Consider the following 14,217-nt stretch of genomic DNA (forward strand, 5'->3'; position numbering starts at 1 on the left):
CACAATCCCAACCCATGTATGCGGCACCGGTCGCAGCGGCACCTGCCGCTCCCGTCGCACCCATTGCAGCAGCTCCACCCGCGGCACCAGCAGGCCCGCTACCGGCCTACGGTTCCGACCTTCGACCGGCTGCGGCGGCAGCCCCTCCCCCGCCCGCAGCAGCAGCGCCGCTGTCGGCTGCTCCGGTCAACCCGGCCAGCGGTACAGCGGCCGGCAACCAGCCCGCCGTCGTCCGTCAACAACCCGGTGCCGCAACACCAACCACCGCGAACCCGACCGGCATGGTCGAAAACGCCCTCACCTCAGCAACAACCGGCGCGGTCGCAGGCGCAGCGGCAGAACAATCCATGGCACAGGCCAGGCTCGACAGACTCCTCGAGGCAGTCGCCCGTCAAGAACCAAAACTCAAGTGGGCCATCGGAAATCGAGAAGACGGGTCGACGGTCCTCGTCACCGACTTGGCGTCCGGTTGGATCCCTCCGCACATCGAGATACCCAAAGGTGTGGACCTCCTGGCCCCGGAGAAGCGCCGCGGGGGCTTGGAACATCTTCTCGGAGAAACAACCAACCACGCGATCTGGACGCCAGGCCACTATCTACCGAACGCCAAAGATGTTGAGCCGGTTGAGATGACGTTCCGGGCCCGACAGGTCCCGGATATCGGTGAGCTCAACTGGGAGCTCACCCAGGCCACCAACTGGCGCGACGGGCTACCCCGACTGGCGCATACCCTGGCCAAGGCCGGCATCGCAGGTACTGGGGTGCTCGACACCGAAGCAGACCTCCTTTACGAGCACCTGACCACGATCCGCGACAAAGTGGTCAAGTCCTACCCTGATGCCGTCGACCTCAATGACGTCGGCAACTGGCAGCTGCTGGCTGCAATCAGCGGACTCATAGCCTCAGACAAAACCACTTTGAAATACCACTTCGCCTGGTTCCAGGCGTTGAGCATGGCAACACAAGGGGGACCACGATGACTTCACCAGCAGGACAGGACGGCCAAGGCGGAGTTCTCAACGTTGATCTGCAGGGTTGGTTCGCCGCCGACCAAACTCCACCGCCACCGCCCATCGTCTCGGATGCAGTGATGGCAGGCGCTGCTCCAATCGAACAGTTGCTCCAGGTACTCGGACTGGCCGCCAATCAAGGTGACCCCAAAGACAATCTGGAAGCTCAGGAGGGCCATGCGGAACGCAAAGCCATCACATCCGACGCCTTGCAGAAATTCCCCGCCCAAGACCAAGCCGCACAAGCGGAGATGAAGGGCGTCGACCAGATGTCCCAGATGGCCCAACAGATGCCGCAGATGATCGGCGGTGTTGCGGGGGCGATCTCGGGCGCACTGGGCGGGGCGCTGCAACCGCTGGCGCAGATTCCACAGCAGCTCGCCCAGACCGGTCAGCAGCTGCTGCAACAGGGCATGGGTGCCATGCAGCAGGCCGGCAAGGAAGTCACGCCGGCAGACCTGGCCACTCAGGGCCTCGACAGTGAAATCCTGGCCGGCGACAGCGAACTCGGCTCTGGAGGAGGCGGTTCCGCGGGTGGCGGCGGTGGCGGTATGGGAGCCACCACGCCCATGTCGGCGCTGGGACCGGCTGCCACACCGACGGGCTCAACCGTTCCGACATCGGGACGGGCATCGGTGGCCCCACCTGCACCACCGGCAGCGCAGGCAAGCGCCCCCATGGGCGGCATGGGCGGCGGCTACCCGATGATGCCGCCGGGCGGCATGGCCGGCGCAGCCGGTGGGCAAGACAAAGACGACAAGGCCGCGACAAAACGCGTGTCGGTGCCGTCGGTGAAGAACGGCGCCCCCGTACAGGGCCGCATCACCACCCCGCCGCCACCACCCGCGGCGCCGACGGTCACCAAGAACGTCGAGGGAAAGCCCGTCGCGACCAGGCGGATCATCGTTCCCAACGACAAAGCTGAGGCCAAGGCCGACGGCGACGACAAGGGCAGGTGAGTCCCTGTGATTAGGGTGGGGTGAATGAACCGCTGGCCGTGGCAACGCGCTCGAGGAATCCACCAGATCACGCAAGGCCTGGGCACCCTGGACCGCGAGGTGTTCGAGGCCATCGCGGAGTCCCCGACCCCGCTGCTGGACACGCTGATGCCGCCGCTGACGCGCGCCGCCGACCACTCCAAACTGTGGTTCGCCATCGCCGCGGCGCTGGCCGCATCGGGTAAGCCGAGGGCCACCCGTGGCGCTGCCCGTGGCGTCGTCACCCTGGGCGTCACCAGCCTGTTCACCAACCAGTTGGCCAAGCGGGTCTGGAAGCGGCCGCGTCCGCTACGCACCTCGGTGCCGCTGCCACGCCAGATCCGGCGTTTCCCCACGTCGAGTTCGCTGCCGTCGGGCCACTCCGCCAGCGCCGCCGCATTCGCGGTGGCGGTCGGCCTGGAGAGTCCGCCATTGGGTTTCGGCTTGGCGCTGCTGGCAGGCATGGTCGGGCTGTCCCGCGTCGCCACCGGCGCGCACTACCCCGGTGACGTGGTCGCGGGCTTCGGCATCGGCGCCGGCATCGCCGTCTTGGGCGGCAAGCTCGTCCCTCCCGTCGTCGAGACGCAGCTACCGAGAACCGAACCGCTCTACGTTCCGACGATCAACCGTCCCGAGGGTGCCGGGGTGGTGCTCGTGGTCAACCCTGCCTCCGGGAGCGGAAACGGTGCCCGGGTGATCGACGAGGTGCGCGACGCCCTGCCCAAAGCCGAGATCGTCGAGCTGACCCCCGACGACGATCCGGAAGAGGTGCTCCGCGAGGCGGCCAAGCGCGCAGAAGTGCTGGGCATCGGTGGCGGCGACGGCACCGTCTCCACCGCCGCGTCGATCTCCGTCGAAGCCGATCTACCACTGGCGGTCTTCCCCGCGGGCACGTTCAACCATTTCGCCAAGGACATCGGCTGTGACACGGTGGCACGCACGGTCGAAGCGATCCGCCACGGCCAAGTCCGCTGCGTCGACCTGGTGTGCATCAACGAAAACCGCATGGTGATCAACACCGCGAGCATCGGCGCCTATCCCCGCTTTGTGCAGACCCGCGAGAAGTACGAACACCGCGTCGGCAAACCCCTGGCCGGCATCTACGCCATGCTGCACACGCTCCGCACCGATTCTCCGGTCACGATTCGCTACGACAACAAGGTCGTGCAGACCTCACTGTTCTTCGTGGGCAACTCGGTGTACCTGCCAACCGGCTTCGCCCCGGCACGGCGCACCCGGATGGATGACGGCTTGATCGACGTCCGGCTGCTCGAGACCGGGAAGCGCCTGGCGCGGACCAGGATCCTGGTCGCGCTGGCGCTGGGGCGGCTACCGCGCAGCCCGCTGTATCACGAACTGCAGGTGCCCGAGTTCCGGTTCGAGTCGCTCGACGGTCCGATTCCGGTGTCGCGCGACGGCGAGGTCGGTGAGGAGTTCGACGAGGTCAGCTTCAGCGCCCGTTATCGGGAGCTGAAGGTGTTTCACCCCCCGATGTAGTCAGCGGCAGTGGCCGCAGCATTCGCAGGCACACCAGGTACCACAGAAAACCGAGCGCCCATCCCGCCAGGACATCGGACGGGTGGTGGACATTGAGGACCACCCGACCGACTCCGATGAGGATCACCACCACTGCCCCGACGACGATCAGCGGCGTGCGCCATTTCGCCGCGAGGAACGGCAGCAGGATCGTCAGCAGTCCCAGTACTGCTGCCATGACACCGACGGCATGTCCGGACGGGAACGACGTTCCGTAGGCGTACACCATCGCGGTGTCGGGTCGCGCACGGTCGGCCAGCAGTTTGGCCGCCTCGGTCACCAGTCCGCTCAGTTCCACGCTGAGGACCAGGAACAGTGCGGGACGCAGGTAGCGACGTCTCAGCAGCCAGATGATGACGACGACACCGGCGATCCGGAAAGCCGTCGGCCCCAGAACGGTACAGAACACGTGCCACGAGGTCACCCAGGCGGGGCGCTCCGCCCCGATTGGATACACGGCATCGAGAGCCCACGAATCCATCGCTGCCAGCCAGGACCAGTCCTGCACGGATCCGATCCACATCGCCGCGTAGAGCACGATCGCGGCGATGGCCGCCGCACCAGTTAGTCGACCCACCCTCACACACGTATCACAAGCTCGTGGTGCCGAATTTGCCCAGAGCCTCTACGATCCCCTTGGCCTACGAAGGGACGAGCATGCCGTCAGCAAAGTACATCGGTTATCTCGGCGGTGCGGCAGTCGCCGCCGGGGTCGGCGCGGCCATCGCCGTCGCCGGTCAGGGCACGGCCCATGCTGACACCCCCGACGGCACGTCCTCGTCAGCGAGCTCATCGTCTTCATCAGAGTCGGACTCGTCGAAACCGGAAGCGACTGCTCCCGATACAACGGAGAAGGCCGAAACCAAGGACGACGATGTCGACGCGGGCCCAGAGCGCGCGACGACGAATCACCGGCCGAAGTTCGATCCGGCCGAGGCCGTCAGGGGTTTGACCAAGCAGTTCGGGCTGGCGAAGCCATCCAAGACTGTTGAAGACGAGGACGACACCGAGAAAGACACCGAGGAAGACGAGCCCACCGCTGACGAGGAGGAGGACGACGTCGCCGCCGCGCCTCTCCCGGTGTTCCAGCCGGTCAGTGACCTGGCGACGAAGGCCTCCGAAGCGGTTGCCGCGCTGCCCAAGCCGTCCGACACTGACTCAGACACCAAGACAGCCCAAGCCGCCGCCGGTCCGGTGCCGTGGAGCATCAACCCGTTCCGCCCGATGCCGCCGGAGCCCGCTCCCAACGACATGCCGGGTGCGCTGTGGGACATCGAGCAGACGGTCATCAATGCGTTTGCGCCCGTGCCGTTTCTGCAGCCCGTCGTCCGCGAGGGTTTCGAAGCCGCATTCCGTGGCAGCCAGTTCATCCCCTTCGTCAACGCCGTGATTCCCGCGGTCAACATCATCGGGCAGCTGCCGAACCTCGCCAGTGGCGATCCCGTGGAGTTCCGCACCGCCACTCAGAGCATCATCAACAACCTGATCGTGACCCTGCATCCGGTTTCGGTGCTCTATTACGGTTACGACGAAGTCGCCGACTTCATCAACCTCGAGTACGAGGCGCAGCAGCTGAAGGACGTGTTCTACGCGACGGCCTGGGACATCCTCGACCCGTTTGCGTTGCTGCACAACCGCGGCCAGTCGGGGCTGCCACTGTCGCCGTCGTCGCCGGGCGCGAGTGTCGAAGTGCCCAGCGCTCCCTCGGTGCAGTTGGTCGCCGCGGTGGCCGACGCGCCTTCGACTGACCCCTTCCGCGCCGACGACCCGGATCCGATCGGTATGCCCGCCCCGCTGATCCAGGTGCGGGACTTGACGATGCTGTTCCTCCCGTCACCGCTGAAAGAGGTCTACCGCGAGGGCTTCGAGTTGGTGTATCGGGCCAGCCAGATCGTGCCGGTGGTCAACATGGTTGTGCCGGTGACCGCGGTCCTGCCCGCCGTCGTCCAGGCGCTCAGCGGTGACAAGGCCGGTGCGCAGATCGCCATCAATCAACTGCTGCTGACCACCGGTCCGGTATCGGTGCTGTACTACGTCTACGACCAGATCGCCGACCTTCTCAACACCGAAGAGGCCAGCTTCGCGGCCAAAGAGCAGCTCTACATCACCCTCTGGGATGCCGTTGACCCCAACTTCTTCCTGCACAATCAGGGTGAGTCTGGGCTGCTGTCCGCCTGAGACTTATTGACGCACTTGTTGATCCATAGCTTTGCGAAGGGAACATCGGCGTCACAGCCCTGAAACAAGGCGACCTTAGTGTCCTCGCATGACGCAGGAAGTCGCCGTCGATCAGCTGACAGCCACCAAAGAGACGCTGGAGGACTACACCCTCCGGTTCGCTCCCCGCAGCTACCGCAAATGGTCGACGCGCGTGGTGGGCATCTCGGCGTTGGGCGGCATCGCCTACCTCGCCGACTTTGCGATCGGCGCGAACATCGGGATCTCGTACGGCACCACAAATGCGTTGTGGGGCATCGGGATTTTTGCGGTCGTCATCTTCGCGACCGGTTTCCCGCTGGCGTACTACGCGGCGCGGTACAACATCGACCTGGACTTGATCACCCGCGGCAGCGGCTTCGGTTACTACGGGTCGGTGGTCACCAACGTCATCTTCGCGACGTTCACCTTCATCTTCTTCGCCCTCGAAGGGTCGATCATGGCCCAGGGGCTGGAGCTCGGACTCGGCATCCCGCTCCCCATCGGCTATGCGGTGTCGACCATCATCATCTTCCCGCTGGTGATCTATGGGATGAAAGTCCTTTCGACATTGCAGGTTTGGACGACACCCCTGTGGCTGGTGCTGATGGTCGCGCCGTTCGCCTACCTGGTGATCAGCCATCCCGAGTCGGTGAGCGAGTTCTTCGCCTACCAGGGCGAGGAGGGTTACAGTGGCTTCGATCTGGGTGCCACCCTGCTCGCGGCGGGAGTGTGCCTGTCGCTGATCGCGCAGATCGCCGAGCAGATCGACTATCTGCGGTTCATGCCGCCGCGGACGCCCGAGAACGCCCGCAGTTGGTGGACGTGGATGATCCTGGCCGGCCCGGGCTGGGTGATCTTCGGGGCGATCAAGCAGGTTGTCGGGTTGTTCCTGGCGGTGTACCTCATTGCGAATGTGGCCGACGGCGCCGGCATCGCCAACCAACCTGTGCACCAGTTCCTGGAGATCTACGAGAACTTCCTGCCGGGCTGGCTGGCGATGACGCTGGCAGTGGTGCTGGTGGTGATCAGCCAGATCAAGATCAACGTCACCAACGCCTACTCCGGCTCGCTGGCGTGGACCAATTCCTTCACCCGCGTCACCAAGCACTACCCCGGGCGGCTGGTGTTCCTCGGCGTGAACCTTCTGATTGCGCTGATTCTGATGGAAGCCAACATGTTCGACTTCCTCAACACCATCCTCGGGTTCTACGCCAACTGCGGTATGGCGTGGGTTGTTGTGGTGGCGTCGGACATCGTCTTCAACAAGTACCTGCTCAAGATTTCGCCCAAGCAACCAGAATTCCGGCGCGGCATGCTGTACGCCGTCAATCCGGTGGGCTTCGGGTCGATGCTCATTGCGGCCGGGGTGTCGATTCTCGCGTTCTTCGGCGGTCTCGGCGAGGCAATCCGTCCGTACTCCCCTTTGGTGGCGATCGGATTGGGCCTGGTGCTACCGCCCATCTTCGCCCTCGCCACCAAAGGCAAGTACTACTTGCGCCGCACCGACGACGGCATCGACGTGCCGATGTACGACGAGCACGGCAACCCCGGCGCCGACCATCTCACCTGCCATGTCTGCCACCACGATTACGAGCGCCCCGACATGATGAAGTGCGAAACACACGCCGCCTTCGTGTGCTCGCTGTGCCTGAGCACCGACAAGGTCGCCGATCACGTTCTGCCGGCGCAGATATGAGGACGGGCCCCCACCCACTCAGAAGGGTGGTTGGTCGTCGTCGGATTTCTCCGGTAAGGGAGGTGGGCGCCAGTCGGCGCTGATGGTGTGGTCTTCGTCAGGATCGTTGACCCAGGTGCACCAGGGACTGGTCGACGGTGCGCCTTTGAACCAGAAGAGTTTGAACCGCATCTCGTTGCGCCACTGACGGTCAGCGATCTCTTTGGCACGGCCCTGATTGACCCGCCGGATCTCGGCATTCGCCGCGCGTTTGGCCGCCGCCCCGGCCCGCGCCGCCGCCGTACGTCTGGCTTTGTCCCGGCGGGGATCCCGCGGGCGGGGCCACGGTTTCGGCGCACCCGCGGTGGCGATGTCCTCGAACAATTCCGCCCCATCCGGGGTCGACCGATAACTGCGCCCCGTCGGCGACGTCCACTCAATTGTCCCGTCCGCCAATTGCGTGGTGGTCCAACCACAGTCACCGGTCAGGAACGTCTTCAACCGGTGATGCTGCCGGCATTTCGGATCGAGGTTCGCGCTCATCGTCCACCCACCCCGCAGAGGGTGGTCGTGATCGAAGGCGATGCTGTGATCCAGATCCGCGGTCCAGGCGGGCCGGTTGCAGAACGGAAAGGAACACGTCAAGGACCGGCAGCGTACCCACCGATTCGTGGCGGCCGAGGGACGGTGCCGCAGCAGCACCGAGGTGCCGTCGCCGGTCACAGTCGGGGTGTCGGGGTCGGCGACCTCGCGCAGCACCGTGGCGGGCTGGGCGGCCAGCTCACGGACCTGGTCGGCGTCGACAATGCCGTAGCCCTCCAGGAAGCCGGGCTCGTCACCGTCGCCGGTCACGGTGGCCGCCGGGGCGATCACATTGATCACAAACCGCGCCCCTGCCCCCGCAGCAGCGGCAGCGTCGGGTTTCGGGGCCGCGCAGTCGTCGCGCCCACACACACACGCCAACACGAAGCTGCCCGCACCGATCGCGTCGAGGGCATCAACACGACGCTGCACCGGAGTGCGCGGATCCGCCGCACACACCAGGGCGGCCATGTGATCGAGGCGGGCCTCGACGCGGGCCACCACCGGCGCCGAGGCATAGACCCGGATTTCGCCCATCCCGTTGGGCAGCGATTTCACGCTCACCCGGCGGTCGGTGTCGGCGCTCACCCGGCGTTCCTTGGCGCCGTCGGGATCGACGTGCAGGATGGCGCGGTCGATGGCGCCCAGCAGCCGGGTGCGTGACCAGCACTGCCAGGTGGCGATCTTCGCGGCGAGGTTGCGATCCAGATCCTTGATCGCCGCAGCGGTGACGTTGGCGGTGCGATTCAAGATGACTTTCGTCGATTCCCAGTCCAGCCGCCCCGAGGCCAGCAGGCCATAGGTCTGCGGCATCCGTTCATCGAGGGCTTCGGCGTACCCGACGAGCCGGGTGGCCACCGCGGGCGGCACTCCCAACACCGGACCCACCTCAGCGGCGGTGCGCACGCAGCCGGTGACCAATGCATACCCCGGGTCACCGTCGGGGTCGTCGAGTGCCTGCTGCAGGGCTTCGGCGGTGCGCTGCGCCAACAACGGGGCGATCGCGGCCATCCGATGCGCCCACACCGCCGACTCATCGAGGCGGGAGCACTCCACCTCATTGAGTAACGCAGACGCATCGAATGTATCGAACATGTGTTCGATTATGCCATCGGGGGCCGACAAATCTAGCCGCCGAGCGTGATCTGTGGATGAATGCGAATCCGTGCACAGGCAAGCTGGAGTAGTGACCTCCGACGAAAACGTCCTCATCGTCCATTGGCACGACCTGGGCCGCTACCTAGGCGTCTATGGCCATGCCGACGTCGTCAGTCCCCGGTTGGACCAGCTGGCCGACGAGAGCATCGTGTTCACCCGCGCGCACGCCACCGCCCCACTGTGCTCACCATCGCGCGGCTCGATCTTCACCGGCCGCTATCCGCAGACCAACGGGCTGGTCGGACTTGCTCATCACGGCTGGGAGTACCGGTCAGGCGTGCGCACACTGCCACAACTGCTCGGCGATGCGGGCTGGCACACCGCCCTCTTCGGCATGCAACACGAAACCAGCTTTCCGTCGCGGCTGGGCTTCGACGAGTTCGACGTCTCCAACTCCTATTGCGAGTACGTGGTGGAGCGGACCGCCGAGTGGCTGCGCAACCCGCCCCCACAGAAGTTCCTGCTCACCGCCGGCTTCTTCGAGACGCATCGCCCGTATCCCCACGAGCGCTACCAACCCGCCGAGCCCACCGGCGTCGAGCTGCCCGATTACCTGCCGGACACCCCGGAGATCCGTCAGGACCTGGCCGATTTCTACGGATCGATCACCGTGGCCGACGCCGCCGTAGGCGAGCTGCTCGAGGTCCTGGACGACACCGGCCTGGCCGACTCCACGTGGGTGGTGTTCCTCACCGATCACGGACCAGCGCTGCCGCGGGCGAAGTCGACGCTGTATGACGCAGGGACGGGCATCGCGACGATCATCCGGCCACCGCGCAGCCGGCGGCAGGCCGGCCGCGTCTACGACGACCTGTTCAGCGGCGTGGACCTGGTGCCCACGTTGTTGGAATTGCTCGGCGTGCCCGTTCCGGACGATATCGACGGTTTGTCACACGCCGAGAAAATTGCGAATTCGGCCGAGGACGACACCGAAGTCCGCCCCGCAGTTTTCACCACCAAGACTTATCACGATTCGTTCGATCCAATTCGCGCCATCCGCACAAAGCAATACAGCTATATCGAGAATTACGCGCAGCGGCCGCTACTCGATCTACCGTGGGATATCGAGGAAAGTGCGCCGGGACAGTTGGTCGGCCCGCAGGCGTCTGCGCCCCGCCCCGAACGCGAACTGTATGACCTCATCGCCGACCCGACGGAAACGCGGAATCTGCTGACGGGTGAGGTCAGCGACAAGAACGAGGCGATCGCCCGTGAGTTGTCGATGCAGCTGAACGACTGGCGGGTCAAAACCAACGACGTCATTCCCTCAGAGTTTGCCGGCACCCGGATCGCCGAGCGCTACACCCAGACCTACGCGCACATCAAAGGCCTACGATTGCCCAGCAGATCGGCCATCGCGTCCGAGCGCGGCATCGACACCGAGACAAAACAATAGTTTTGTTCACGCTGACGGAAATTGGCTATATGCACTCGAATTGAATTGCGGTTAGGCTCTCGCGCATGGCATCCAGCCCGACCGCCTATTTGGTACTCGCGTCCCAACGCAGTGGTAGCACACTGCTCGTCGAGTCCCTGCGCGCCACGGGCGTCGCGGGCGAACCGCAGGAGTTCTTCCAGTACCTGCCGGAGACCAGCGCCGCCCCGCAGCCCCGTGAATGGTTCGCTGACGTCGATGACGAGTCGATCCTGCGCCTGCTGGACCCCCTGATCGAAGGCAAGCCCGACATCGCGCCCGCAGAGATCTGGCGGGATTACATCCGCACCGTCGGCCGGACGCCGAACGGCGTCTGGGGCGGCAAGCTGATGTGGAATCAGACGCCGCTGCTGCTCCAGCGCGCCAAAGACCTGCCTGACCGCTCCGGTGATGGCCTCCTGGCCGCCATCCGCGACGTCATCGGCAGCGACCCGGTGCTCATTCATGTACACCGCCCCGACAAGGTGTCCCAGGCGGTGTCGTTCTGGCGGGCGGTGCAGACACGCGTGTGGCGGGGCCGTCCAGATCCCGTTCGCGACGCCCGTGCCGAGTACCACGCGGGGGCCATCGCCTACGTGGTCAGCATGCTCAAGGCTCAGGATCAGGGTTGGCAGGACTGGTTCGCCGAAGAGAACATCCAGCCCATCGATGTTCCCTATCCGGTGTTGTGGCGCAACCTCACTCAGACCGTGGGCACCGTGCTCGAAGCACTGGGCCTGGATCCGGAACTCGCCCCTGCACCGGTCCTGGAGCGCCAAGCCGACCACCGGTCCGACGAATGGGTGGAGCGCTACCGCGCCGACGCCGAGCGAGAGGGTCTTCCGCTATGACCAGCACGATAGACACCACCCACGTCGACGAGCTGCGCCTGTTGGAAGCCGAAGCCGTCCACATCATCCGCGAAGTTGTCGCCGAGCTGCAGCGTCCGGTGCTGCTGTTCTCCGCCGGCAAAGACTCGATAGTGCTACTTCGGTTGGCGGAGAAGGCCTTTCGCCCCGCTCCCCTGCCGTTCCCGGTGTTGCACGTCGACACCGGTCACAACTTCCCCGAGGTCATCGACTTCCGCGATCGCCGCGTGGCCGAGCACGGCCACAAGCTGATCGTCGGCTCGGTGCAGGAAACCATCGACAGCGGCCGAGTCGCCGACCCCGGCCCCGGAGCGTCGCGCAACCGTCAGCAGACCCGCACCCTGTTGGATGCCCTGGAAGCCGGAGGATTCGACGCGGCCTTCGGCGGTGCACGCCGGGACGAGGAACGGGCGCGGGCGAAGGAACGCATCCTGAGCTTCCGCGACGAGTTCGGTCAGTGGGATCCGCGTGCCCAGCGGCCCGAACCGTGGTCGCTGTACAACGGCCGGATCAAAAAGGGCGAGCAGGTCCGGGTGTTCCCGCTGTCGAACTGGACCGAGCTGGACATCTGGCGCTACATCGAACTCGAGAACCTCGAGTTGCCGTCCATCTACTTCGCCCATGAGCGCGAGGTGGTGGCTCGCGACGGCATCCTGCTCGCGGTATCGGAATACGTTCAGCCGCAAGGTGACGAACAGTCCGCGGTGGAGTGGGTGCGTTACCGCACTGTCGGCGACCTCACGATCACCGGCGCCGTCCGCTCCCGCGCCACCGACATCACCGGTGTCATCAGTGAGATCTCCGCTGCCACAGTGTCCGAACGCGGCGAGACCCGCGCCGACGACCGCACCTCGGTGGCTGCCATGGAAGACCGTAAACGTGAGGGCTACTTCTGATGACCAGACAACTTCTGCGCATCGCCACGGCCGGTTCGGTCGACGACGGCAAGAGCACCTTGATCGGGCGTCTGATGCACGACACCGACAGTCTGCCGCTGGATCACCTCGAAGCGGTCACCGACGAAGAGGGCATCGCTGACCTGGCGGCGTTGTCGGACGGCCTGCGCGCCGAACGCGAACAGGGCATCACCATCGATGTCGCCTACCGCTTCTTCTCCACCGAGAACCGCAGCTACATCCTGGCCGACACCCCCGGACACGAGCGCTACACCCGCAACATGTTCACCGGTGCCTCCAACGCCCATGTGGCGATCCTGCTGGTGGACGCCCGCGCCGGCGTCTTGCGGCAGACCCGGAGGCACGCGCGCATCGCAAAACTGTTGGGTATCAAACATTTTGTCGCCACGGTCAACAAGATCGACCTGGTGGACTTCGACCAGACCCGGTTCACCGAGGTCGAAAAGGAACTCAAGCAGCTCGCCGACCGCCTGGGTGGCGCGGACCTGGCCGTCATCCCGATCGCGGCCAAGCACGGCGACAACGTGGTGCACCGCTCCGACCGCACCCCGTGGTATGACGGGCCGTCGCTGCTGGAATACCTGGAGACCATCGATCTTGTTGCGCCGCAACCGGAAGCCTCGAAGCTCCGGCTGCCCGTACAGTGGGTGTCCCGCCCCACCGCCGAGCAGCGACGGCGCTACACCGGGCGGCTCTCGGCGGGCACGCTGAGCGTGGGCGACCCGGTTGTGGCCCTACCGTCGGGCACAAAATCCACCGTGACAGCCCTGGACACGCTCGACGACGACCGCAGCGTCGGCGTGGCACCGCTGTCGGTATCACTCGAGTTGGCCGACGACATCGACGTCGGGCGTGGCGACGTGCTGGTCAGCGGCGCCGAGGACGCCGTGTTGCCCGTCCTTGCCCGCGAGCTGTACTCGACCGTCTGCTGGTTCACCGACACCCCACTGCGGGCCGGCGACCGGTTGGCGCTCAAGCAGGGTGCGCGGACCGTGCGCGCCACCGTGCAGGAACTGCACACGCGCCTGGACCCGGAAACCCTCGATGATCTCGACGGTCCAGTGGAATTGGGGCTCAACGACATCGGTGCCGTGACGTTGCGCACCAGCTCGATCGTGGTCGCCGACCCCTACGCCGACAACCGCGACAGCGGCGCGTTCATCCTGATCGACGAGACGTCCAACGACACCGTGGGTGCAGGCACCATCACCGAGGCCCGTGAGATCAAGCCAGGTGCCCAGACGCGCAACGACATCCGCTGGCACCCGTCCAGCCTGGACCGCGACTACCGCTGGCAGAAGACGGGACAGCGCGGCGCCACCATCTGGTTCACCGGCCTGCCCGCCTCGGGCAAGTCCACGGTGGCGGTGGCGGTGGAGCGGGCGCTGGTGGAAGCCGGTGACGTGGCCTATCTGCTCGATGGCGACAACCTCCGGCACGGTCTGTCCGATGACCTCGGATTCTCGGCCGGCGACCGCGCCGAGAACATCCGCCGTGTCGGGCACCTCACGCGGCTGCTGGCCGACGCGGGGGTGGTGGCGCTGGCATCGCTGGTATCACCACTGAAGTCCGATCGCGAGATCGCCCGAACTCTGAACGAGGCCGCCAAACTGCCGTTCATCGAGGTCTACATCTCGACCTCGGTGGCCGAGTGCGAAAAGCGGGACCCCAAAGGGCTTTACGCGCGGGCGCGGGCGGGCGAGCTCAAGGGGCTCACCGGGGTCGATGCGCCGTACGAGCCACCGGAGAACCCTGACCTGGTACTCGACACCACGGGTGCCGATATCGATGCCCTGGTGGCACAGGTGCTCGAGGCGTTGCACAAAGCGCGGGACTGACGGCGGGAATTTGAACACCTATCCATAGTCTGAGGCCGGCGG

Annotated in this window: 11 protein-coding genes; 9 read left to right on the forward strand and 2 right to left on the reverse strand. The window is 65.6% G+C overall.

The window, feature by feature from the left end; translation table 11 throughout:
* Nucleotides 1-281 precede the first annotated feature (281 nt).
* The 3 genes from NL241_RS29660 to NL241_RS29670 are packed head-to-tail and all read left to right on the forward strand — an operon-like array spanning nt 282 to nt 3,484.
* The gene (locus tag NL241_RS29660) at nt 282-980 is read left to right on the forward strand and encodes a DUF5631 domain-containing protein (protein ID WP_494395827.1); all 699 of its coding nucleotides are present in this window, start codon (nt 282-284) and stop codon (nt 978-980) included.
* A complete protein-coding gene (locus tag NL241_RS29665; protein ID WP_494395828.1) occupies nt 977-1,969 on the forward strand; it encodes a hypothetical protein in 993 nt (330 codons plus the stop codon). Before NL241_RS29660 ends, NL241_RS29665 begins: the two co-directional genes overlap by 4 nt.
* A 24-nt stretch (nt 1,970-1,993) precedes the next feature.
* Nucleotides 1,994-3,484, forward strand: coding sequence for a bifunctional phosphatase PAP2/diacylglycerol kinase family protein (locus NL241_RS29670; RefSeq protein ID WP_487696500.1), 1,491 nt, complete (start codon nt 1,994-1,996; stop codon nt 3,482-3,484).
* Here the strand turns inward: NL241_RS29670 and NL241_RS29675 are convergent.
* Nucleotides 3,438-4,046: a phosphatase PAP2 family protein gene (locus NL241_RS29675; protein WP_494398413.1), complete on the reverse strand. Its 609-nt coding sequence runs from the start codon at nt 4,044-4,046 to the stop codon at nt 3,438-3,440. The genes NL241_RS29670 and NL241_RS29675 overlap by 47 nt on opposite strands.
* Before the next feature lie 134 nt (nt 4,047-4,180).
* Between NL241_RS29675 and NL241_RS29680 the strand changes: the two genes are divergently transcribed.
* Both NL241_RS29680 and NL241_RS29685 read left to right on the forward strand, forming a co-directional pair.
* A complete protein-coding gene (locus tag NL241_RS29680) occupies nt 4,181-5,701 on the forward strand; it encodes a prolipoprotein diacylglyceryl transferase (protein WP_494395829.1) in 1,521 nt (506 codons plus the stop codon).
* An 88-nt stretch (nt 5,702-5,789) separates the two neighbouring features.
* A complete protein-coding gene (locus NL241_RS29685) occupies nt 5,790-7,418 on the forward strand; it encodes a purine-cytosine permease family protein (RefSeq protein WP_487696502.1) in 1,629 nt (542 codons plus the stop codon).
* Between the two features lie 18 nt (nt 7,419-7,436).
* Here NL241_RS29685 and NL241_RS29690 read toward each other — a convergent pair whose 3' ends face one another.
* Nucleotides 7,437-9,074, reverse strand: coding sequence for a DUF222 domain-containing protein (locus tag NL241_RS29690; RefSeq protein ID WP_494395830.1), 1,638 nt, complete (start codon nt 9,072-9,074; stop codon nt 7,437-7,439).
* A 91-nt stretch (nt 9,075-9,165) separates the two neighbouring features.
* Here NL241_RS29690 and NL241_RS29695 point away from each other — a divergent pair, with 91 nt between their 5' ends.
* The 4 genes from NL241_RS29695 (at nt 9,166) to cysC (ending at nt 14,175) form a co-directional block, all read left to right on the forward strand.
* Nucleotides 9,166-10,533: a sulfatase family protein gene (locus NL241_RS29695; RefSeq protein ID WP_494395831.1), complete on the forward strand. Its 1,368-nt coding sequence runs from the start codon at nt 9,166-9,168 to the stop codon at nt 10,531-10,533.
* Nucleotides 10,534-10,598: 65 nt separating this feature from the next.
* Nucleotides 10,599-11,402, forward strand: coding sequence for a trehalose 2-sulfotransferase (gene stf0 / locus NL241_RS29700; RefSeq protein ID WP_487696505.1), 804 nt, complete (start codon nt 10,599-10,601; stop codon nt 11,400-11,402).
* A complete protein-coding gene (gene cysD / locus NL241_RS29705) occupies nt 11,399-12,316 on the forward strand; it encodes a sulfate adenylyltransferase subunit CysD (RefSeq protein ID WP_487696506.1) in 918 nt (305 codons plus the stop codon). The genes stf0 and cysD overlap by 4 nt, the downstream gene beginning before the upstream one ends.
* Nucleotides 12,316-14,175 (forward strand): sulfate adenylyltransferase subunit CysN, encoded by a 1,860-nt coding sequence (gene cysC / locus NL241_RS29710; RefSeq protein ID WP_494395832.1) that lies wholly within the window; start codon nt 12,316-12,318, stop codon nt 14,173-14,175. Before cysD ends, cysC begins: the two co-directional genes overlap by 1 nt.
* Nucleotides 14,176-14,217 lie beyond the last annotated feature (42 nt).

The sequence above is a fragment of the Mycolicibacterium sp. SMGY-1XX genome (assembly GCF_059132455.1).

What these genes read in the sequence shown, in the direction of transcription:
- NL241_RS29660 (WP_494395827.1), top strand. Translation starts at nt 282, where the DNA reads ATGGTCGAAAACGCCCTCACCTCAGCAACAACCGGCGCGGTCGCAGGC.
- NL241_RS29665 (WP_494395828.1), top strand. Translation starts at nt 977, where the DNA reads ATGACTTCACCAGCAGGACAGGACGGCCAAGGCGGAGTTCTCAACGTT.
- NL241_RS29670 (WP_487696500.1), top strand. Translation starts at nt 1,994, where the DNA reads ATGAACCGCTGGCCGTGGCAACGCGCTCGAGGAATCCACCAGATCACG.
- NL241_RS29675 (WP_494398413.1), bottom strand. Translation starts at nt 4,046, where the DNA reads ATGTGGATCGGATCCGTGCAGGACTGGTCCTGGCTGGCAGCGATGGAT.
- NL241_RS29680 (WP_494395829.1), top strand. Translation starts at nt 4,181, where the DNA reads ATGCCGTCAGCAAAGTACATCGGTTATCTCGGCGGTGCGGCAGTCGCC.
- NL241_RS29685 (WP_487696502.1), top strand. Translation starts at nt 5,790, where the DNA reads ATGACGCAGGAAGTCGCCGTCGATCAGCTGACAGCCACCAAAGAGACG.
- NL241_RS29690 (WP_494395830.1), bottom strand. Translation starts at nt 9,074, where the DNA reads ATGTTCGATACATTCGATGCGTCTGCGTTACTCAATGAGGTGGAGTGC.
- stf0 (WP_487696505.1), top strand. Translation starts at nt 10,599, where the DNA reads ATGGCATCCAGCCCGACCGCCTATTTGGTACTCGCGTCCCAACGCAGT.
- cysD (WP_487696506.1), top strand. Translation starts at nt 11,399, where the DNA reads ATGACCAGCACGATAGACACCACCCACGTCGACGAGCTGCGCCTGTTG.
- cysC (WP_494395832.1), top strand. Translation starts at nt 12,316, where the DNA reads ATGACCAGACAACTTCTGCGCATCGCCACGGCCGGTTCGGTCGACGAC.